20 protein-coding genes and 1 pseudogene are annotated in these 19,838 nt (G+C 68.6%); 6 read left to right on the forward strand and 15 right to left on the reverse strand.

The annotated features are described in order from the left end of the window. The first annotated feature begins 10 nt into the window (after positions 1 to 10). Positions 11 to 403: an alpha/beta fold hydrolase gene (locus tag ACH492_RS36900; protein ID WP_398993322.1), complete on the forward strand. Its 393-nt coding sequence runs from the start codon at positions 11 to 13 to the stop codon at positions 401 to 403. A 345-nt stretch (positions 404 to 748) separates the two neighbouring features. Here ACH492_RS36900 and ACH492_RS36905 read toward each other — a convergent pair whose 3' ends face one another. The 5 genes from ACH492_RS36905 to ACH492_RS36925 form a co-directional block, all read right to left on the reverse strand. Then, positions 749 to 1,102, reverse strand: a complete 354-nt coding sequence (locus ACH492_RS36905; RefSeq protein ID WP_398993324.1) for a hypothetical protein — start codon at positions 1,100 to 1,102, stop codon at positions 749 to 751. A 138-nt stretch (positions 1,103 to 1,240) separates the two neighbouring features. Further along, complete coding sequence (locus tag ACH492_RS36910) at positions 1,241 to 2,335, reverse strand: M20 family metallopeptidase (protein ID WP_398993393.1); 1,095 nt, start codon at positions 2,333 to 2,335, stop codon at positions 1,241 to 1,243. Positions 2,336 to 2,442: 107 nt separating this feature from the next. Continuing rightward, positions 2,443 to 2,994, reverse strand: a complete 552-nt coding sequence (locus tag ACH492_RS36915; protein ID WP_398993325.1) for a hypothetical protein — start codon at positions 2,992 to 2,994, stop codon at positions 2,443 to 2,445. A 6-nt stretch (positions 2,995 to 3,000) separates the two neighbouring features. Further along, positions 3,001 to 3,168: a hypothetical protein gene (locus ACH492_RS36920; protein ID WP_398993327.1), complete on the reverse strand. Its 168-nt coding sequence runs from the start codon at positions 3,166 to 3,168 to the stop codon at positions 3,001 to 3,003. Beyond that, complete coding sequence (locus tag ACH492_RS36925) at positions 3,161 to 4,009, reverse strand: alpha/beta fold hydrolase (protein ID WP_398993329.1); 849 nt, start codon at positions 4,007 to 4,009, stop codon at positions 3,161 to 3,163. The genes ACH492_RS36920 and ACH492_RS36925 overlap by 8 nt, the downstream gene beginning before the upstream one ends. Positions 4,010 to 4,087: 78 nt before the next feature. Here ACH492_RS36925 and ACH492_RS36930 point away from each other — a divergent pair, with 78 nt between their 5' ends. Both ACH492_RS36930 and ACH492_RS36935 read left to right on the forward strand, forming a co-directional pair. Next, the gene (locus ACH492_RS36930; protein WP_398993331.1) at positions 4,088 to 4,753 is read left to right on the forward strand and encodes a winged helix-turn-helix transcriptional regulator; all 666 of its coding nucleotides are present in this window, start codon (positions 4,088 to 4,090) and stop codon (positions 4,751 to 4,753) included. Between the two features lie 150 nt (positions 4,754 to 4,903). Beyond that, a complete protein-coding gene (locus ACH492_RS36935) occupies positions 4,904 to 5,155 on the forward strand; it encodes a DUF6207 family protein (protein ID WP_398993332.1) in 252 nt (83 codons plus the stop codon). Between the two features lie 202 nt (positions 5,156 to 5,357). Here the strand turns inward: ACH492_RS36935 and ACH492_RS36940 are convergent, their stop codons facing one another. From ACH492_RS36940 to ACH492_RS36965, 6 genes are read right to left on the reverse strand one after another with little or no spacing between them, the layout of a single operon-like run. Next, positions 5,358 to 6,491 carry a sensor histidine kinase gene (locus ACH492_RS36940; RefSeq protein ID WP_398993334.1) on the reverse strand — a complete coding sequence of 378 codons (1,134 nt, stop codon included), beginning with the start codon at positions 6,489 to 6,491 and terminating at the stop codon, positions 5,358 to 5,360. 20 nt (positions 6,492 to 6,511) lie between these two features. Continuing rightward, positions 6,512 to 7,165 carry a response regulator transcription factor gene (locus tag ACH492_RS36945; protein ID WP_398993336.1) on the reverse strand — a complete coding sequence of 218 codons (654 nt, stop codon included), beginning with the start codon at positions 7,163 to 7,165 and terminating at the stop codon, positions 6,512 to 6,514. 54 nt (positions 7,166 to 7,219) lie between these two features. After that, the gene (locus ACH492_RS36950; RefSeq protein WP_398993338.1) at positions 7,220 to 8,413 is read right to left on the reverse strand and encodes an ABC transporter permease; all 1,194 of its coding nucleotides are present in this window, start codon (positions 8,411 to 8,413) and stop codon (positions 7,220 to 7,222) included. Then, positions 8,407 to 9,150 carry an ABC transporter ATP-binding protein gene (locus ACH492_RS36955; protein WP_398993339.1) on the reverse strand — a complete coding sequence of 248 codons (744 nt, stop codon included), beginning with the start codon at positions 9,148 to 9,150 and terminating at the stop codon, positions 8,407 to 8,409. The genes ACH492_RS36950 and ACH492_RS36955 overlap by 7 nt, the downstream gene beginning before the upstream one ends. Then, positions 9,147 to 10,235 carry a peptidoglycan-binding protein gene (locus tag ACH492_RS36960; protein ID WP_398993341.1) on the reverse strand — a complete coding sequence of 363 codons (1,089 nt, stop codon included), beginning with the start codon at positions 10,233 to 10,235 and terminating at the stop codon, positions 9,147 to 9,149. Before ACH492_RS36960 ends, ACH492_RS36955 begins: the two co-directional genes overlap by 4 nt. Beyond that, positions 10,232 to 10,750, reverse strand: coding sequence for a hypothetical protein (locus ACH492_RS36965; RefSeq protein WP_398993343.1), 519 nt, complete (start codon positions 10,748 to 10,750; stop codon positions 10,232 to 10,234). Before ACH492_RS36965 ends, ACH492_RS36960 begins: the two co-directional genes overlap by 4 nt. Positions 10,751 to 11,188: 438 nt before the next feature. Between ACH492_RS36965 and ACH492_RS36970 the strand changes: the two genes are divergently transcribed. Both ACH492_RS36970 and ACH492_RS36975 read left to right on the forward strand, forming a co-directional pair. Further along, positions 11,189 to 11,563, forward strand: coding sequence for an AQJ64_40280 family protein (locus ACH492_RS36970; protein WP_398993344.1), 375 nt, complete (start codon positions 11,189 to 11,191; stop codon positions 11,561 to 11,563). A 383-nt stretch (positions 11,564 to 11,946) separates the two neighbouring features. Next, complete coding sequence (locus tag ACH492_RS36975; RefSeq protein ID WP_398993395.1) at positions 11,947 to 13,188, forward strand: IS110 family transposase; 1,242 nt, start codon at positions 11,947 to 11,949, stop codon at positions 13,186 to 13,188. Between the two features lie 619 nt (positions 13,189 to 13,807). On the opposite strand, the gene ACH492_RS36980 is transcribed toward ACH492_RS36975, so the two are convergent. From ACH492_RS36980 to ACH492_RS36995, 4 genes are all read right to left on the reverse strand, one after another. Next, a complete protein-coding gene (locus tag ACH492_RS36980) occupies positions 13,808 to 14,203 on the reverse strand; it encodes a hypothetical protein (protein WP_398993346.1) in 396 nt (131 codons plus the stop codon). A gap of 85 nt (positions 14,204 to 14,288) precedes the next feature. After that, complete coding sequence (locus tag ACH492_RS36985) at positions 14,289 to 14,687, reverse strand: hypothetical protein (protein ID WP_398993348.1); 399 nt, start codon at positions 14,685 to 14,687, stop codon at positions 14,289 to 14,291. 167 nt (positions 14,688 to 14,854) lie between these two features. Beyond that, positions 14,855 to 17,113: an ATP-binding protein gene (locus ACH492_RS36990; RefSeq protein ID WP_398993350.1), complete on the reverse strand. Its 2,259-nt coding sequence runs from the start codon at positions 17,111 to 17,113 to the stop codon at positions 14,855 to 14,857. A gap of 456 nt (positions 17,114 to 17,569) precedes the next feature. Then, the gene (locus tag ACH492_RS36995; RefSeq protein WP_398993397.1) at positions 17,570 to 19,045 is read right to left on the reverse strand and encodes an IS1380 family transposase; all 1,476 of its coding nucleotides are present in this window, start codon (positions 19,043 to 19,045) and stop codon (positions 17,570 to 17,572) included. A 122-nt stretch (positions 19,046 to 19,167) separates the two neighbouring features. On the opposite strand from ACH492_RS36995, the pseudogene ACH492_RS37000 reads away from it, so the two are divergent. Continuing rightward, positions 19,168 to 19,510, forward strand: a pseudogene (locus ACH492_RS37000) (transposase); the annotation flags it as partial. Positions 19,511 to 19,838 lie beyond the last annotated feature (328 nt).

The raw sequence follows: 19,838 nt of genomic DNA on the forward strand, positions 1-19,838 counted from the left end.
AGGGCATCACGTGGCAGTCATCGTCTTTCTGCACGCGTTCGGATCCAGCAGCCGCGCCTGGCGGCCGCAGATCGAGGAGCTGGGGGACAAGCATCGTGTGCTGGCCCCCGATCTCCCCGGCCACGGCGCCGCACCGGGCCCGTTCTCACTGGACGAAGCCCTCGCGGCCGTACGACGGCTGCTCCGCGGCCAGGCCGAGCCCGTCCACCTGGTGGCCGTCTCCGGCTCGGTCTCCGTCGCACTGCTCACTGCGCTCGCGCAGCCGGCTCAGGTCGCGGCCCTGGTCCTGTCCGGCGGTGTGGCGCGGGGACGGCGCCGGGACTCCGTACAGCGCCTGATGCTGCGGCTGATGCCCGAGGGAATGCTCGTGAACGTCCTCAATGGCCCTGTATGCCGACGGTAGGGCAGAGTACGCGGACCAGGCCGTGCAGGACCTGCGCCGGGCGGGAAAGGCCACGCTACTCACGGGGCTCACAGGTCTGGGCCGACTCGAACCGCGCGACCGGCTCGGTGAAGTTCGGGACTTAAGATCGCGCGGATGTGATCGCGTTGGCGAGCGCGATGAACGCCTCGATGACACGGGCCCTGCGCTCGGTGCAGATGGCGAGTTTGTTGACATGAGGTCAGGTCCTTTCGCTGGCCCGACACGGATGAGTCGGTTTGCGCTACCCATCCTTGCCGTGGAGGGCCTGCCCTCGCAGCCTCACACCCCTGGCCGAGCCGTCACGAACGTTCTACCCCGCAACAACTAGCGGCCTGCGATACCGCAAAGGAACGGGTCCACGCCGCTCGGCGGCACCCCGTCGTCAAGCAGCTCGGCCGCCCCCTGGTGGTAGAGAGCGTTGCCTCGGCCACCTCGATGCGAATGCCCCCACACCTGCCGGCACCCGTACCCATCGGGTCGCAGCTCACCCACGTGTTCGCATATGGCCTCGCCGCCACTTGGCATCTTGACCCCGGCCAAGAGCTTGGCGTGCACGCTGGGCACGAACGTAACCACGAACTGGCCGATCTCGTAACGGTGGTGCGCCTCCACCTCGACCGCGAGGCGGCCGACCTCGTGGCGCGTCCGCGGCCCGTCCTGGCGGGTCCGCGAGCTCAAGATCGCCGCCACCGACCCCGAAAAGAGCCGCCGCTAACCGCACCGCCGGCAGCGGGCCCGATCACCGAACGCGAATCTCAGTGATCGCAGATCGCGACCGCGCGTGATCGCTCACAGGTCGCGCATGCTCTCGTTCTCCTATGCGTTCTGAATCGCGTTCACCAGTCCAGCAACAAGGTTCGCCCGCTCGGCCATGGCTTCGATCACCAGGTACTCGTGGTCGGCGTGGGCACCGCCCCCGACCGCTCCAAGACCGTCAAGTGTTGGCACCCCCAGAGCGGCCGTGAAGTTGCCGTCGCTTCCGCCGCCGACCGCCTTGCCTTCGAGGTCAGGAAGCAGCTGCCTTGCCACCGCAAAGAGCTCGGCCGACGCCGACTCAGACATCGGGGGTCGGCTGATAGCTCCCTGAACCGCGATCTCCGCCTCATCGAGACGCGGTACCAGTGCTGCGAACGCAGATTCGATTCGTTCTTTCTCGCCGACCGACTCGACCCGGACGTCGACGATGACGGTCGCCTCTGCGGGAACGACGTTGTCCAGGGTTCCTGCGGACGCGACGGTCGGGGTAACAGTCGTGCCCATGTCGGGTCGACCAAGCGCTGCAATATCCAGTACCTGGTGCGATGCTTCGATCAGGGCGTTGACCCCGGCGGCGGGCTCAAGGCCTGCGTGCGACGCCCGGCCCGCGATAGAGACTTGGAATGTGCCGCAGCCTTTACGGCCGGTCTTCAGGGCCCCGCCATCTGCGGCGCCCTCGAGCACAAGTACAGCGCCGCAGGCAATGGCTCGTTCCTCGATGAGAGCTCGAGAGGAGCGGGAGCCGACCTCTTCGTCGGCGGTCATCAGGATCTCGACGCCTGACCGGTCATCGAGCGTCGCCAGGCCATGAACGGCCTGCACCAAACCGCCAAGCATGTCAAAGACCCCGGGGCCGGTTGCACGCCCGTCTTCGACCATGAACGGGCGCCGTTCAAGGGTGCCGAGCGGAAACACCGTGTCATGGTGACCGAGGATCAGTACTTTGGGATCGCCACCAGCTGACCAGTGGACGTGCGGCCCTGCTTCGCTCTCAACGAGGATGGCCTGCCCGCCAAGGCGGCTCTCGATGACAGCAGCGACAGCTTTGGCCGATGCCATCAAGGCGTCGAGATCGCGCGATGGAGACTCGATTTCGACGAGTGTCCCCAGGTCCTCAATCATCGCGCCAACACTGACATCGACGGTCTTGTGCATCGCCACGTTGCAAGGGTACTTGGTACGCCGTGACGGAATGGGTTTACCTGCCCGGGTCATCGTTTCTTGCTCAGCGTTTAATAGGACTCCGTTAGGTCTGTCTCGATTCAGGCAGTGAGTTTGGCCCCGGCGAAGGCGATGTGGACCAGAACCGGGCCGGGGCGAGGACGGTTGTCCGGTCTGCGGGGGAATACCACGCGCCGGGTCGGAATGACCAGGCCGCCGAAGTCGCGGTGGTCGTGGCAGTAGTGGGCCGCTTTGGCCCAGTTGCCGAACAGCTCGGCCGTGTAGTCGTGGCGGCGGATCAGCCCGCGCTCGTCGAGGTACAGGATCTGCTCCCGGCAGTGGGTGTGGATCTCGCCCGGGAAGCACACGCGGAGCCGGCGCCACATCTTGTCGTGCTCGCTCCAAGGCTCCAGCTCCTCGACGTCGTACGCCTCGTCGGCCAGGACGAAGGGCAGCGACACGTACGTCCACAGGGCGCTTCCGGCGAAGTACAGCAAGTCCAGGCGGTCCCACCACAGCTGGTGGCGAACACTGGAGAAGGCCGCCCGGGCATGTTCCCGCCGCGCAAGCACGGTGCCCTGGGCGTCCTCGATCCAGACGTCGCCCCGGTGGAAGATGCCGCGATGGCCCGGCTCCGCGTACGGGTCGAGCACGACTCGTTAATCGCTCGTTGCGATCTGGGCACGCATCTCGCGTAGCGTGCGGGACTGGAACTTGGACGTGAAGGCGGGTCCGGCCGCGTAACCGTCGATCGCCACTTCTCGAGCGGACTGCCATCGCTCGAGGCCGCCGTGGGCTTCGACGGCGAGGTTGACAAGATCAGTCACCCGAGGTTCCAGGCAAGGGTGCGCCGATCAACTCGGCTATGGCTGCGGCCAGCTCGGCGGGGCGTTCCTCGGGCAGGAAGTGGCCCGCACCCTCGTACACGACGAAGCGGGCCCCTGGGATGTCGTCGGCGGTCCGCTTGCCCTGTGTGACCGGGAAGAACGGGTCGCTGTCGCCCCAGACTACGAGCGTGGGCACCGTGATCCCGCTCAGGGCTTTCGCGCAGGGTACGTACCGGGTGGCGAGCTCCCGGAGTCCGGTTGCGAAGATCAACCGGATCGACCGCAGCTGCTCAGGGTCACCCAGATACGTGGCGGGGCTGAGCCAGGTGCGAGGTCGACCGGTCCCTTGCCAGAGCATCAGCCGCAGGGCCGGGCGGGAGAACAGGGCATGCGCGGTCAGCGGACCGAGGGCCGGCCAGGTGACGGCCGACAGCGGAAACGGGATGGGCGTGTCCGGGAAGGCGTTGGTCGCGGCGAGCACCAGGTGGGTAACCCGGTCCGGGAACTCGGCCGCGTAAGCGAGCGCGGTGGGGCCGCCGAAGTCATGGCCCACAATGGCCGCCTTGTCGATGCCCAGCTTGGTGAGGACCTGGGCGAGCGCGCGCGCTTGACCGGTGGCCCAGAGCATCTCCACGTCTACTGGCTTCGCGCTGGACCCGAAGCCGAGCAGGTCCGGTATGACGATACGGCACCGCTGGTCGAGGCGTTCGGCAACACGGTCCCATACCCGACCGGACCCCGGGATGCCGTGCAGCAGGACGACCGGCTGCCCGGTTCCGCGGATGGTGACGGCCATCTCCAGGTCAGGGCCTGCGGAGATGTTGGTGGCGATGGCTGTCACGAGTGCCACGCTCCTCGGATTGGCTAGTTAGACTAGAAAGTAAAGCACAAAGACAAAAAACTCAAGTATTATGCAGGAATGAGACGTGGATACCAGCAGTACTGCGCGTTGGCCCGGGCACTCGATCACGTCGGGGACCGGTGGACGCTCCTGGTCGTACGGGAGCTGTTGCTGGGGCCCAGGCGCTACTCCGACATCCGGCAGGCGCTGCCTGGTATCGCCACCAACCTCCTCGCCGACCGGCTGCGCGGCCTCGAGACCGGGGGCCTCGTCCGACGCCGCGAGCTGCCACCGCCGGCCGCTGCGGTCGTGTACGAACTCACCGAGCACGGCCAGGGCCTGGAAGAGGCGGTCATGGCTCTGATCCGGTGGGGCGGACAGTTCATGGGCTCTCGCAAGCCGGGGGAGACATTCCGCGCCGAGTGGCTGGTCCTGGCGCTGCGCGCGGTCCTTCCGGCCCCGGCACCCACTGGGGTCACTGGCACTTGCGAGTTCCGCACGGACGGGATGACGGTGACCGTCACCGTGCGGTCCGGCCGTACAGAAGTGGTAGCAGGTGGGGCCGCCAGACCCGATGCCGTACTCACATGCGCCCCCGAACACGCTCTCGGTGTCGCCTCCGGCCGGTACCCGTTGGAGCAGGCCCTGCGCGACCAGCACGTGACCGCCACCGGCAACTCGCAGACAGTCATCGCTTTCGCACACCTGTTCCGCGCCGCCCGGGATGCGAGCGGAGTCGCGTAACCGGGCCCGAACGGTGAACCGCTGCTCCATCGGCCGTTGTTCCTCGAGGCTGGGGCGGGGTGAGGGGGACTGGAGTCAAGCGGCATGAGGCGCTCCTCCATTTACGGGTTATGGCAGCAGAGCAGTGTGTGCCGATATTCGTTTCGTGCCGTGTACGTAGCCGAACCGGACCTGACCGTCCTCGACATCACCGCCGCCGACCAAGCCACCGCCCTCGCCGTCATGGCGGCGCTGGACCGGCTGTGGGCCACCTCCGGTACGGGCACCCTGCGGCGGGTGCCCGGCGAGGCCGGAGTCGGAGCACGCCTGTACGCAGACCTACGACGCCCGGCCCCTTTCCGGAGTCCTGGTCTCCGGCGGGGAGGACGGCAGGATCATCCGATGGCCCCTGGACCTGCATGACGTCAAGGATCGCCTCTTCGCTGCCGCCGGCCGCAGTCTCACCCGGCAGGAGTGGGCGACCTACCTTCCGTCGGTTCCGTACCAACCGACCTGCCGTTCCCGGTCGCGGCGCTGACAGGTCGGACCGACCCGGGCCTTAAACGCCGTCACGCCACGGTGACTTGCATGCCGGTGGGTGGGCAGCCTTCGTCCGGGGCGGACTTCAGGGCAGCCGTACCTCGACGCGTAGACCGCCCCTAGGGCCGGGTTGGGCGGTGGCGGTGCCGCCGTGGGCGGTGGCGATAGAGCGCACGATGGACAGGCCCAGGCCGTGGCCCCGGTTCGCTCCCGCGCCGGTGCGGTCCCGGCCATGGCCCCGGCGGAACGGTTCGAAGAGCGTCTCGACGGTGTCGGGCGGCACCTCGGGTCCGGTGTTGGTGACGGTCAGGCGGCCCCGGGAGACGGCCACCTCGACACCTCCGCCCGGTTGGTTGTAGGCGATGGCGTTGCGCAGCAGGTTCGCCGTCAACTGGCCGAGCAGGACCCGGTCTCCCGGTACGGGCGCGGGCGACGGCTCGGCCTCGACGGTGACCACGACGCCCGCCTCGGCGGCAACAGCCCCGCAGGAGGCGACTTCCTCGGCGACCACGTCCGACAGATCCACGGTCTTGTGGGTCTCGATGCCCCGCTCGCTCTGCGCCAGGAGCAACAGTCCTTCAATGAGCTGCCCGTTGCGCCGATTGGCGTCCAGGAGGGACTGTCGCACCCGGGCCAGTTCCTCGGGGGTCGGGTTCTCCAGGCCGATCTGGAGGGCTGCGCGCTGCGCGGCGAGCGGGGTACGCAGTTCGTGGGAGGCGTTGGCGATAAAGCGGCGCTGGCTGTCGAAGGAGGTTTCAAGGCGGGCAAGGAGCGCGTCGAAGGTGTCGGCGAGTTCCTTGAGTTCGTCCCGCGGGCCGTCGAGAGCAATGCGTTCGTGCAGGTTCTCCTGGGAGATCCGGCGGGCCGTGGATGTCATGGAGTGCACGGGCCGCAGCACCCGCCCGGTGATCCACCAGCCGACGCCGACGGCGAGCACAGTCATCGCGAGCAGAGCCGCGCCCGACCAGAGCAGGACCTGCCGGGAGGCGAAGTGGGCGAGTTCGAGGCTGACCGTTCCGGCATCGGACGGCGGATTCCCCTGCGGCACCATCCGTGGCCTGCGGTCCATCAGCTCGTTGGCCTTGGCCATGGCGTCCGCCCGGGACAGGAAGTAGACGAGGGCCAGCAGGATGCCGCCGAGCAGGACGAACACCAGGCCGTAGACGGCAGCGATGCGGGTACGGACTGTGGCCCGGTGCGCGCCCCGCCGCCCCCGCACCGCACATGCCCTCAAGCCCGTCACAGCGCGTACCCCACGCCCTGTACGGTCCGGATCAGGGGCGGTTCGCCGAGTTTGCCGCGCAGCTTGCTCATGGTGACGCGGACCGCTGAGGTGAACGGGTCGGCGTGCTCGTCCCAGGCACGCTCAAGGAGTTCCTCCGCGCCGACCGGGGCCCCGTCGGCCGCCAGCAGCAGATGCAGTACGGCAAACTCCTTCGGCGTGAGATCGAGCGGCCGGCCGTCGCGCGTGGCGTTGCGCTGCGTGGTGTTGAGCACCACGCCCGACTTCTGCAGTACCGGCGGCAGGGGCGGTGCGCTGCGGCGGCACAACGCGTGGACCCTGGCGATGAGTTCGTCGTACTCGAAGGGCTTGGCGAGATAGTCGTCGGCCCCCAGGTTGAGGCCCTGGACCCGGTCGTGCAGACCGCCGGCCGCGGTGAGCATCAGGATGCGGGTCCTCGCCCCCGAGCCGGCCAGGTCTGCGGCGACAACATCCCCGTGCACCCCGGGCAGGTCCCGGTCCAGGACCACGACGTCGTAGTCGTAGACCTGGAGGCTGTGTGCCGCCTCGGCTCCGTCGTGGACGGTGTCCACCGCGAATCCGTGGCGGCGCAGCCCGAGGGTGACCATCTCGGCGATCAGCGCGTCGTCCTCGGCGACGAGTACCCGCACGTCGTTCTCCCTTACTTACTCAGGATGTGATTCAACGGTGGCCGATCAGGGTGGTCAGGTCGCGGCGAGCGCCACCGTGGGGGCCAGCCCGGCGGCGCGTACCGCCGGATAGAGACCGGCCACGCCGCCGATCATCAGAGTCGAGCCGACCCCACCTCCCATCACCCACGGCGGTACCACCACCGGCCAGCCCTGCGTAGCGGCGTACGCGGCGGTGACTGCCGAGCCGATCACCACGCCCGCCCCCCCACCGATCGCGGACAGCAGCAGCGACTCGGTGAGGAACTGCATGCACACCTGGCTCCGGGTGGCGCCCAGGGAGCGTCTGAGGCCCACTTCGCCGCGGCGCTCCAGAACCGAGATGACCATGGTGTTGGCGACACCGATCCCACCGACCAGCAGCGCCACGCCGCCCAACCCCAGCAACAGCCCGGTGAAGGCCTTGTCGCCGGCTTGCTGGGCGACGAGTGCGTCGGAGGGGCGGGAGACCTTCACGGTGGTGGGGTCGGCCGGATTCGCGGTCGGGCCGATCAACTCCCGTACTCTGCCGACGGACTTCTCGGCGGCCCGGGTGTAGACGAGGGTCGGGTGACCGTCGAAGCCGAGGTATTTCCTGGCCGCGTCCCAGCCGACCAGGGCGGCGGTGTCCAGCTCGGGGGCGAGCGGCACCGGGGCGAGGATGCCTGCGACGGTGAACCACTGGCCGCCGAGCCAGACCCTGGTGTCCGGCCCGGGTTCGGTGACGCCCAGCAGCTGCGCGGTGGTGGCACCGAGGACGGTGACCGGATACTCGCCAGTGGCCTCGTTGAGCCAGTTGCCGCGCGCCATGGTGGCGCCCACCGACTTCAGCAGATCCTGCCGCGCACCCGCGGCGGTGATCCCGTTGGACTGCGCCTTGGGGATCTTGTCCGTCCGGTAGGTCTTCACGCCGTCGATCGTCCCGATCGCGGTGGCCGACTCCGCACCCTCGATCCGGCCAATCATGTCCATGGCTTCCTCGGGCAGCTTTGCCGTGCCGCCGTCGAGGGACTGCCCGGGCGTGGCTGTCAGCAGATTCGTGCCGAGCCGGGCGAGGGTGCGGTCCAGCTCGGCCCGGCTGGAGCTGGAGATACCGACGACCGAGACCATGGCCGCGATGCCGATGGCGATGCCGAGCGCGGACAGCAGGACGCGTACGGGACGGCTGCGCAGGCCGAACCCTCCGACACGTACACAGTCGGCGGGGCTGAGACGGGCCGGGGTCAGCATGTGGCCCCCAGCGCGGCGGAATCGGTGGCGGTCGCGGTGGCGGTCGCGGAATCGGACTGCACGCGTCCGTCGAGCATGGCGACCTGGCGAGGCAGCGAGTCCGCGATGGAGCGGTCGTGGGTGATGACGAGGATGGTGGTTCCCAATTCGTGCAGCTCGTGCAGCAACTCCATCACCGCCGCACCCGCCTTGGAGTCGAGTGCTCCGGTGGGCTCGTCGGCGAGCAGGACGGCCGGTTCGCCGACCACCGCACGGGCGATCGCGACGCGCTGCTTCTCACCGCCGGACAGCTCGTGCGGGCAGTGATCGAGGCGACGGCCGAGCCCTACCCGTTCCAGGGCGGCCGCGGCCCGCTCGCGGCGCGCGCGCTGTCCGGTCCCGCTGTAGAGAAGTCCGTAAGCGACGCTGTCGAGCGCGGAGACGCCGGCCGGGAGGTGGAACTGCTGGAAGACGAAGCCGATGCTCTGCGCACGCAGGGCCGAGAGCTGCCGGTCGGAGAGGGCGGCCACGTCATGGCCGTCGATGACGACGCGGCCCGATGTGGGCCGGTCCAGTGTCCCGATCACGTTCAGCACGGTGGATTTCCCAGACCCGGAAGGCCCGACGATCGCGGCCATTTCACCACGTTGAACGGTCAGGCTGACGCCGGCGAGCGCGGCGACTCCCCCGGCGTACGTACGGGTCACCTCCTCCAGTACGACGACGCACGAGTCGGCGGCAGAGGCGAGTGCGGTCACTTGGGCACCCCTACCCTCATGCCCTCGCGCAGCCCCTTGCCGGTGATCTCGACCCGGCCCTGGGCGAAGAGCCCGAGCGTGACGGGCACGGTACGGGTCCGGCCGCCGCCCTCGACGACCTGCACTGCGTATCCACCCTCGTCAGGCAGTGCCACCAGTGCGGTGACGGGCACGGACATGGCCTTCTGCGCGATGGCGCTGATGAACTTCACATCCACCGTGGCCGCGTCCAGGCCCTTGAGATTCTTCTGATCGGGGATCTCGATCTCCACCTCAACCTTGGTCTGCGGCTCTTCACCGCCGCCGCCCTGCTGTGAAGCGTCGTCCTTGGGCGGTGACACCGTCCGTACGGTGCTGACCTTGCCCGTGACGGTGGTGCCATCGGGCAGGACCACACCCACAGATGCGCCCTTCTTGGCCAACCCCTGGTCACCGACGTCCAGTTCGGCGCTGACGCGCTTCTCCCGGCTCGTATGCCTCAGGATCCTGCCGCTCGCCGGATCGCCCACGGCGGCCTCCAAAGCGGCGACACGGATCGGTCCGGAGGCGAAGGCGGCCTGCCCGTTCTTGAGCTCACCGGTCGTCTTCACGCCCCGCTTCTTTTGGAGCGCGCGCAGTGCGGCAGCTGTACGGGCGGTGTAGTCCTCCCCGTCGGGGGCGTCGTAACCCAGCGCCCGCAGGTTGTCGTTGAGCTGCTCAACATCCGGTCCCTGGGTGCCGGGCACCAGGTCCCGGTACATCGGGACGGTGCCGTACATCACCGTCACGGGCTGGTTGTCGACCTTGAAGAGCGTATCCCCGCGCCCCACCGTCGACCCCGGCTCCGGTAACCAGGTGACCGTGCCAGGCAGTCGGCCGCTCACCGTGACCGGATCCCCGTAGCCCAGTTCGCCCGCGACCAGCTTCGAGGCGGCCAGATCGCTGCGGCTGATCTCACTGGTAGCGGACGGCAGTTGGGCGGAATGTGTGGCGGCCGTCGTGTCGGCATCGCCGCCCAGTGCGAGTGCGGCAACGGACACCCCGCCCCCGGCCAGCACCACCACACCCGTGACCAGCACGGTCTTCGGCCATCGCTTCCGGCTCACTGGCCGCTCACGTCCTGCTCCTCGCCCTTCATGTACTGCTTGCATGCTGCCATCGCCTTCTTGAAAGTCGGCGTGCTCTGGGCTGCTTCGCCCTGTGGCGGGATGAAGGCGCCGTTCACCGGGTCGTCAACCTCGACGCCGTTCTTCCGGAAGCATTTGGCCAGTTCCAGAGCCTCCTTCTGGAAGTCGGCCATCTCCTCATCGGTGTGCGCCTGAGGGGCGTACTTCTGGCATGCCTCCTGCGCGGCTTCCACCTTGGCCCGTGGAAGGTCTGCGGGGAACTGGTTCACCTGTTCACCAGGCTTGGGGTCCGCAACATCCACACCCTGGTCCCGTAGGCACTTCGCGTACTGAAGGCTCTTGTCCTTGCCGCTGTCGGCGGCCTCGTCCCCGCCTTCGCCGTCGCTACGGCCGCACGCTGCCAGCGACACGACCGCCGCCGTTGCCACCCCGGAGACGACCAGCATCCGGCGGGCGCTGCGCCACCGGTTTCTCCGCGCCATAAGCATCAGCATTCTGGCTCCTCTTGTCCGGCGGGCGGCCTCGCGCCGTCCCGCCGTATCAAGGGATACGGGGAGGGATGTTGCGCGGAGTTTTCGCGGCGCCCCGCGCGCCACACGGGCTGCGATGACTGGATCTGTTATCTCGGGACCCTGCGGACTTCGAGGCATGTGGGGCAACATGCGGAATGGCGTACTTGCCTCGCAGATATCCACGGGTTCATGAGGCACGTTGGTCATGTCATGCGTCACGCGGCAGACCTTGGTTCGACCGAACCGAGTGGCCACGGGCCGGCGGCCCGGCGCGGGTGGCCTCGGGCGCTACACATCCGACCGTTTGCTGACTGGCGTGCAGTGGAGCCGTGAATGTGGAGCCGCAAGTCACTGTGGTACACGCCAGGCCTGAATGGCGAGAATGGCGTATCTGACGGAGGGCCTGAGCTGGGAGTGGACATGGACGCAGTGGTGGAGTGGGTGGACGCACGCGAGAGGCTGCCGAGGGACGGTATGCCAGTGGCAGCGGCGACGTCGGGCCGTTACCCACCCGACAGCGCGGAGCCCGATACGGCGTCCGGACAGGAATTCTGGCTGGTGCTGCCCATGTACTTCACCACCCGCCACATCGGTGAGGACGGGACCGAGTACCGCGACTGCTTCGTCGACTCCGACCGGGTCGTCCGCCTCCCCTACGGCCGCCCCTGCGCCGAACCCGTAACTCACTGGGCGCAACTTCCCACCCTGCCGGGCATGACCGTGCACCACATGCTGGGTGAGGGCGTGCGGACTGCTCTCCAGAACGTCTGGGATGAGGGAATGGCGGGGAGGTGACGTCGCACCCAGAAGGTGCCATGGCGCGTGATGAGTAGGCCTAATAGGCACGTGGGTTGGCCGTTGGTCAGTCCAGGCAGGGGCCCGGGCGGGACATCTGTGCTGTAAGCAGCACCGCGAGTGCTTCGACAAGAGGGATGCGTTCTGGCCCCTGCCGTCACGAGCTCGCTCGCCGTACCGTTCCGTGACTCGAGCCATTCCCAGGGCCACCTCCCAATCAGCCGGAGCCGTCGAGCTCTTCACGAGAGTGAGGCCCCTGAGCAGGGCTGGGGCCACGGACGGCTGATGGGGTGGTGCGCCCGCGAGCGCTTCTATTAGGTCGCCGGGTGGTCCTTATGCGGCTCGATGCCGACGGACAGCGAAGCCTTGGAAAGGAGCGCGTGGTGCACGCAACCTGCGGAATCGACTGGGCCGAGGACCACCACGATGTCGCGGTGGTCGATTCCAGCGCCCAACTGCTCGGCAAACTCAGGATCAGCGATGACGCGGCGGGCTTCCAAGACCTGCTGCACCTGCTCGCCGAGCATGGTGACAGCCCGGACGATCCCATCCCGGTCGCGATCGAGACCTCCCGGGGCCTCCTGGTTGCCTGCCTGCGGGCCTCCGGGCGCCGGGTCTATGCGATCAATCCGATGGCCGTCGCCCGCTACCGCGGCCGGCACGCCGTTTCCCGGAAGAAGTCCGACCACCAGGACGCCGTCGTCCTGGCGAACATCCTGCGCACCGATGCCTCGCTGCACCGCCCGTTGCCGCGGGACTCCGACCTGGTGAAAGCGATAGCCGTCCTCGCCAGAGCTCAGCAGGACGCGGTCTGGGACCGCACTCGCGCCCACAACCGGCTCCGATCCCACCTGCACGAGTATTACCCCGCGATCCTCGAGGCGTTCGCAGCAAAGCGTGAGCGGCTGCTGTCCCGGGAAGCCCGCACGATCCTGGCGATCGCGCCCACTCCGGCCGAGGCCACCCGGCTGACCCGCCACCGGCTGCGGACCGCGGTCATGAGAGCCGGACGCCAACGCCGCATCGAAGCCGAGACCGACCGGCTCCTTGAAGTGTTCCACCGGACCTGGCTCCGCCAGCCCGCCCTGGTCGAGAAGGCGATGGGACGGCAGACACTCGCCCTCCTCGCCCAACTCGACGCAGCCTGCCAGGCATGCGATGACCTGGCACGCGACACCGAGGAACTGTTCCTGCAGCATCCCGACGCGGAGATCATCACGAGTTTCCCCGGCCTGGCCACGCTCACCGGCGCGCGGATCCTCGCCGAGATCGGCGACGACCGAAGCCGGTTCATCCAGGCCGGCGATCTGAAGGCTTATGCCGGAAGCGCACCAGTGACCCGCCAGTCCGGCAAGAGCCGCCACGTCACCCACCGTCGGATCAAGAACAGCCGCCTGGCCTCGACCGGCCGGCACTGGGCGTTCGCCGCACTGACCGCCTCACCCGGCGCCCATGCCCACTACAACCGCCGACGGGATACCGGCGACCGCTACCACGCCGCCCTCCGCAACCTGTTCAACCGCATGCTCGGCCAGCTCCACCACTGCCTGAGCAACCGCCAGAAGTTCGACGAAACAATCGCCTTCAGCACACCCGCCCCACCCCCGCTCACGACGGCGGCTTGACCTGATAGCCGCATGGGGCGTCTTGTCGGCCAGGATCACATCAGGGCTGGTCCGGGGGCCGTCCTCGTCGTCGGGGCCACCGAGATGGCCCAGTTGAGGTCCTCGTCGGCGTCGGCGTTGGCCATCAAGGCTGTGAACACGCGCTCCCAGTTCCGTCGACGGCCCACATCCGCAGCCGGTTCTAGAATCCCCGCCAGTTGCGAAAAGGCCTGGCGCCGCCTCGCCTCCCTCGCTGCACCGCACTGAAGGGCGCCGCCGGACATCACCGGCGGCGCCCTTCGCACGCCACGCTGCGCACGGTACGCGGCGCGTCCGGCTGGATGGCCGAAACCAGGCCGCTGCCAGCGAGCAAGAGACTTTGTTGTGGCGAAAGCCCCGGACACCAAGGGCGCCGGGGCCACTTTTCAATGCTCCGCGGTTACAGAAGCGGAAGGGCGGGAACGATCTCTGTCTGGTACGGCGATGCGGGACGGGCGCTGATCCGCCAGCCGCCGACTACGAGCTGATGCCCCGGTCGGTCTTGGATGACGCCGGAGCGGGGTGCAACCGCGCTCACGTGACGTGCCAGGGCACGCGCCGTGATGGCGACGCGTGCCCTTGGTACGGAAGCTTGCTCAGCTCACTCTCGCTCGATGTACCCGATACCGCCGATGGCTCGTGCACGCACGGTGTCCGCCCAGAAGTCGAGGCCGTTGAGCTCCATCCGCCGACCCGGCTCGATGCGGTACCACCTCGGGTCGCCGTTCCTCTTCACCTCCACCGGGTAAATGCCGACGTTACGAATCCCGATGCTGTGCTGCGTGCCGGTATCCCAGCAGTGGGTACTGCTGGTGAAGACCTCGCAGACCTTGCCCTGGGTGAGTGCTGCGGCGGGGGAGCCGGCTTGGGCCTGACGCGTCACCGCGCCGGTGTCCCCGGCAGCCCATGCCGCATCCGTCGGCATGACCGACACCGCCAGCCCGGCCACAACGGCCAGCGCTCCTGCCGCGGCTCGCCCTCGGTTCTTGAGTTTCATCGCATCCTTTCCCGTCGACGCGAAGCACGAGCGACCTCGCACAACGCCGATTCGATTCCGCCTGTCCGAAAGGAACACGCCCGGATCAGTCGTGCCGGATGAAGCTGTTGCCGCCGATGGCCCGTGCGCGGACGGTGTCTCCCCAGAAGTCGAGGCCGTTGAGTTCCATCCGTCGGCCCGGCTCGATGCGGTACCACCTCGGGTCGCCGTTCCTCTTCACTTCCACCGGATTGTCGCCGATGTTGCGAATCCCGATGCTGTGCTGCGTGTCGGTGTTCCAGCAGTGGTGGCCACTGCCCTGGCTGACTTGGCAGATGTCGCCTGCGGCGAGTGCTGTGGCCGGGGAGCCGGCTTGGGCCTGACGCGTCACCGCGCCGGTGTCCCGGGCAGCCCATGCCGCATCCGTCGGCATGACCGACACCGCCAGCCCGGCCACAACGGCCAGCGCTCCTGCCGCGGCTCGCCCTCGGTTCTTGAGTTTCATCGCATCCTTTCCCGTCGACGCGAAGCACGAGCGACCTCGCACAACGCCGATTCGATTCCGCCTGATCAGCAAAGCAATGCGGCCGCTGCGAGACCATGCGGAACAACCCGCGGGAACATCGGCAGAAGTACCGGCAGAAGTAGGGAAGATGACAGCGTCGAGTTGTGTCAGCCGTTGTCGAGCGGAAGGTCGAGGCTCGTGCCACGGAGCCCGGCGCGCAGCGCCCGGGCCCGAACCCGATATTCCTCAGCCCTCGCCGGGGCGCCGGTGTCCGCCAGTATTCGCGCCAGGTGCTCCAGGACAGCCGCCTCACCGGGCAGATACCGCTCCGCCTGCGCGCGGGCCAACGCCTCGTGGAGCAGGGGAACACCCTCGCCGATACGGCCGCTCCCGCACAGGGCGGCCCCGACTATCTCCAGCAGCAGGATTTCCAGCAGCCCGAGCGGTGCCGTGGCGCGCAGTTCGAGTGCCTGCCGACCCTGTTCGAGCGCATCGTCCAGCCTGCCGAGCTCGAGGCTGAGCCGGGCGGAGCTCTGCAGGGCGAGGGCCGTGGTGCGTTCGTCGCCGATCTCCCGGGCGAGGGCCGCAGCCTTCTCGAGGTGGGAAAAGGCCTCCTGTGTCCGACCGCTGCGGGCAAGGGCGAGACCCAGATTGACCAAACCGGTCGCCTGGTCGCAGCGGTCGCCGGTGCCCTCGGCGAGCTCGACCGCGTGCCGCAGCCGCACCAGGGCCTCCTCGCAGCGGCCGGACTCGGTCAGGGCCCAACCGAGCAGCACCAGGACCCGCGACCGGGCCACAGGGTCGGCAAGCTCCTCGGCGGCGGTGAGCCCTTGTGCAAGGAGCGCGGTCCAGTCACGGTGGTGCCGAGCGGTCAGCAGCGGCCAGAGCAGGACGGTCAGCCGCCAGGCGCGTCGCGGTTCACTCAAGGTGCGGGCCAAGTCGACCATGGCGGTGAGATTCTCCGCCTCGGTGCCGTACCAGCGCATCGCGTCCCTGTACGTGGGCAACGCCGGCAGAACCGGGGGCGGTGGAGTCCAGGCGGGCAGGTCGCAACAGGGCCGACCCGAAGGGTCGGCGGCACGGGAAGCGACGTAAGCCGCGTGGAGGTAGTAGTCCAGCAGCCGGAGCAGCGCGGCCCGGCGGGGGCGGTCCAGTTGCTGCCGGGCGTAGAGCCGTACCAGGTCGTGGCAGCCGTAGCGGCCTGGGACCCGTTCCTGCACCAAGTGGGCCGAGGCCAGTTGCCGCAGCGCGCGTTCAGCCGACGACCGGGTCGAGCCGAGTGCCGCGGCCGCCGCAGCGGCGTCGAGATCGCCACCGGGATGTACGCCGAAGAGCCCGAGCACCGCCTTTGCGGGTGGCGGCAGCGTACGGACGCTGAGGCCCAGCGCGGCCTCGACATCCGCGTCCTCGGCGCACAGCGCACTGAGCCGACGCCGCTCATCGGCGAGTTCACCGACGAGCGACTCCACGGTCCAGGCCGGGTGGGCCACCAGCCGGGCGGCCACGATACGCAGAGCGAGCGGCAGCCCACCGCACAGATCGGCCAGCTGTCCGGCGGCCTCCGATGCGCCGGCCATCCGTTCACGTCCCAGCACGGCCGTCAGCAGGAGCAGACTCTCCCGCCGGTCCAGCATGTCCAGGACGACGGCGCGGGCGCCGTCGCGGGCTACCAGCCCCTGCAACCGGTTACGGCTGGTGACGACCACCGCGGAGGTATCGCTGCCGGGCAGCAGCGGGCGCACCTGTTCGGAGCTGTGGGCGTTGTCGAGCACCACGAGTATCCGGCGTCGGGCCAGCGTGGAGCGGTAGAGGGCCTGCGCTGCGGCCTCATCCTCCGGCACGGCTTGGTGGGGCAGCCCGAGGGTGGCCAGAAAGCCGCGTAATACGACGCCCGGTTCGAGCGGCTCCGCCTCGGCGAAGCCACGCAGATCGGCGAAAAGCTGCCCGTCCGGAAATTCGGCAGCGGCGTGGTGCGCCCACCGCAGAATCAAGGAGGTTTTGCCCACTCCGGCCGGGCCGATGACTGCGCACACCCTGCCGGTCCCCACGACGGTGGCCTCGGCCAGCGCAGCCATCTCCTGATTTCGTCCCACCAAACCCGCTGGCAGCCGCGGTAGTTGGGCCGGACGGTCACTCAGGGGCGTTCCCGGCGGTTCCACAGCCCGCACCGGCACCACCAGGCGCGGCCCGCTGCGCGCCACCCGCAGAAACTCCTCCCGATCGCCCCCCGCCACCCCGAGGGCGGCCGCCAGCGCCACGGCCGACCGCTGCTGCGGACGCCGGATACGGCCCCGCTCAAGGTCGCTGATGGTCCGTACGCTCACGCCTGACCGCTCGGCCAGCATCTCTTGGGTCCAGTTGCCCGAGTGCCGCAGCGCCTTCAGAAGCGGACCGAACACCATGGCGCCCGCATCAGCGGCACCCAAGCTTCTTGACACTTCGCCCCCAGCGTTGAAGTAGGCGTCGCGGCCGAGAGCTTCCTGTCCCCCTCAACTGCCGTAGAGCCGCGGGCGATCGTATAGCCGGTGCCACTGATTCCCGACCGCGACTTACGGCCCGGCATGTCTTTCGGCCGTTGACCATAGGCTTGAACGGCGGAATTACCGGCGGTTGCACACGGCGAATTTCGCCATTGCTCTCGCATGGCCCGTCAGCAGACCGGTGATTTCCTTCCATACGAGGACGTTGCACAGACCACAGCAGGGTCGTTCCCTCGCACGAAGGATTCGTGAAGCTAGCCTCCCCGTTTCAGTTGGGTCGGCTGAGCTGGGCTGACTGTGGTGGGCCGTGGCTGTCGGCTGGTGGGCATGCCTGGGACCCGGCGCTCGGGTCGGGTGCTCCGGGTTCCTCGGGTTGTGGGTAGGCAGAGGCAGCGCCGTTGGTCAGGTGGCTGGCCTCGGCAGGGCCGCGAGGCAGGCGAAAGCGTTCGCCAGCTCATGTCGCCAGGGCCAGGTGGCGGCGATCCGCAGGTGGAGGCGGCGGCCTCCCCGGGTGATGCGGGCGGCGGCGTGCAGCAGCCGGTAGCGGAGCTTCTTCGGCTCGGCGGTGGCCAGTTCGCCGTCCAGCAGCAGGGTGCGGGTCCAGGCGAGCAGGTCGATTGCGGTCAGGGACAGCAGCTCCAGCCAGGCCGCGTTGACATGGAAGAGCCGGGAGGGAAAGCGGTCGAAGCCGGTGGCTTTGCCGCAGCGGATGCGGTCCTCGATGCGGGCGTGCGCGCGGTGGCGGACCTCGAGGTGCTGGATGGATCCGCCGCCGCCCGCGATGAGAGTGTCGGTGAGGAAGACCTGGTGGCGCATGCCCTCGTCGAGGTCGAACAGGGAGAGCTGGGCGCCGGGATGCGGGCGCTCACGCCGCACGATGATGCGGGTGCCGTCGGGATATCCGGCCAGGTCGATCATGCCGGTCAGCTCGGCGACCTCGGCTGAGCCGCGCAGGGATCCGTCCTGTTCCAGGGCCGGGTGCCAGATTTGGTCGGGCAGGGCCCGGATCGCGCGCCGGACCGCTTCGGTGACGGGGTGTCCGACGGAGAAGAAAGTCTGGATGCCCTGAGCCCGCAAATATCGCAGGTGGGTCAGGAACGCTTTGGCGCCTCCGGCGCTGTCGGCGCGGATGAGGATGTCGGTGCCGTGGCGATGGTCATCGGGGATCTGGGCGAGAGCGGCGTCCAGGACGGTGATGTGGTCGCTCGCGGTGTTCGCGCCGGCGTTGCCCGGCCGCAGCAGGCCGGCCAGAGCCTTGCCGGTGTTGTCCAGGAAGCACAGCAGAGGATGGAAGCCGAAGCCGTGTTTGTAGGTGGCGGCTGCCTGTTCCTTCTCGGTGTGGCAGGTGACGAGGTTGGCGTCGAGGTCCAGGACCAGGCCAGGCAGCTCGCGTCCGCCCGCGCGGGAGACCGGTATCCCGCGCCGGGTCTCGGCTGCCTGCAGCCAGGCGATCTCCCGGGTAGCGGCGCGGGCCGTGCGCAGTGCCGCGAGTGCGGTGGTGTCGATGTCGGCCAGGACGCGCCAAGCGGTGGGGGTGGAGGCCACCGGACCGAACACCTCGCGCTGGTCGCGCAGGAGGGCCAGGTCGGCGATTGCCTCGCCCCCGTCGGCGAGCATCACCGCCAAGTCGACCGCCACCCGGCCGGGATCGTGGCCGGTGCCGCGCGGCCGCAACCGGTGCAGTGCGTTGGCGAAGGAGCCGGTCAGGCCCGTGGCGTCGGCGAGATCGGCCAGCAGGCGGGATCCGGCGTGGCTGACCACTCCGCGACCGTCGGCCGAGACGACGAGCTTGGGACGCGACCCGGTAGTGTGCACGCAGAAAGTGCCTTCCTGCTGTGGTGACGGAACCCCTAGACAAGCCTCATCATCCCAGTTCAGAAGGCACTTTCGTGTTTCCGCCCAAGATCCGGACACGGCAGCAAGTGCAACGCGCACGTTAGGGGTCGTCTCATTTGCATTGGTCGGTAGCCTGAACTTGTGTTGTTGGTGGAACGCTTGGTCTGGACGAGCTGTACGACCTCTTCCAGCGGGTGGTCCCGCCGACCCCGACACGGCCCCAGGGCGGTGCCGACGACGGCACGGAGACCGTGAGGTCCTGGCGGCGATCATCTTCGTAGCCACGACGGGCTGCACCTGCGGCAGTTGCCGCCGGTCTTCGGCCCTTCGGGTCCAACCGCACACCGCCGGTTCACCGAATGGACCGCCGCCCGGGTCTGGGAGCTGCACCGCGTCCTCCTCGACGAACTGGGATCGCGCGGCGACCTGGACTGGTCGCGCTGCGCGATCGCCTCGGTGAACATGCGGGCCCTGAAAGGGGGACTGGCAGGTCGGTTGGACAGGGGGGCTGCATCGGTGGACGGGCAAGTGGTCGTCAGTACGGTCATGGGGGAAGAGCTCTCGATTCCCTGGCACGGGCTGGGATGCGCGAAGGGAGTAACAGAGCTAGGGTTCTGATGTAGGCCGCTAGAGCGCCGGAATTTACAGCCTCGTGCACCTCGGGGTCAATGACCCGAGCAACGTGAACGCCGGATCTTCTTCCCGTACTAGTTGATCGGGGTGAGTGAGGCGCGCGCCGGAGGCAATGGGACCGGGTCGACTAATGGTCACCTATTAATCGCGCTCCCAATCGTTGGATCTGGGCGACCGGCGTTTTCCACGAATCTGACAGGCA

The sequence above is a fragment of the Streptomyces sp. NPDC019443 genome, assembly GCF_044389785.1.
Lineage (GTDB): Bacteria > Actinomycetota > Actinomycetes > Streptomycetales > Streptomycetaceae > Streptomyces.